Genomic DNA, 419 nt, shown 5'->3' with positions numbered 1-419 from the left:
GTGCGGTGCGGCGGGCGGTGGTGATTGGGCGGCGCGCGGGCGTGTCCTCCTGCGCCCGGCGGGAGTTGGGCAGGGTGACTCTCCCCCCGCCCTCGGAGGTGGCTCCCGTGCGCCGTGTGTACGTCCCCGTTCGTATGGCCGCCGCGGTCGTCGCCGTCTCCGCCCTGGCGACCGGCTGCGTGGATCTCCCGGGCGAGGACGGTGACCGGGCCCGGCCGGCGCGGTCCGCGGAGAGCGGCGGCGCCGAGGACGGCGGGGCGGGGCCGGGAGCTCCCGGCGGCGGCGCCTTCGACCCCCGGGTGACCGGCGAGGGCGCCCGCCCGGACTCCGGCGGCTCCCGGCGGCCCGGCGGGTCCGGCAAGGACGAGCGACGTCCGGCGGACCGGAAGAAGGGCGAGCGCCCCGGAAAGGCCGAGGAC

The 419-nt window shown here is 80.2% G+C and carries 1 pseudogene; it reads left to right on the top strand.

What is annotated here, in order from left to right:
- Positions 1-107: 107 nt before the first annotated feature.
- A pseudogene (locus ACOV8S_RS24945) lies at positions 108-419 on the top strand (hypothetical protein); the annotation flags it as partial.

The sequence above is a fragment of the Streptomyces sp. CO7 genome (genome assembly GCF_053474865.1).
Note: the sequence above shows the minus strand (reverse complement) of the source record. Positions and strands in the feature narration are given on the sequence as shown.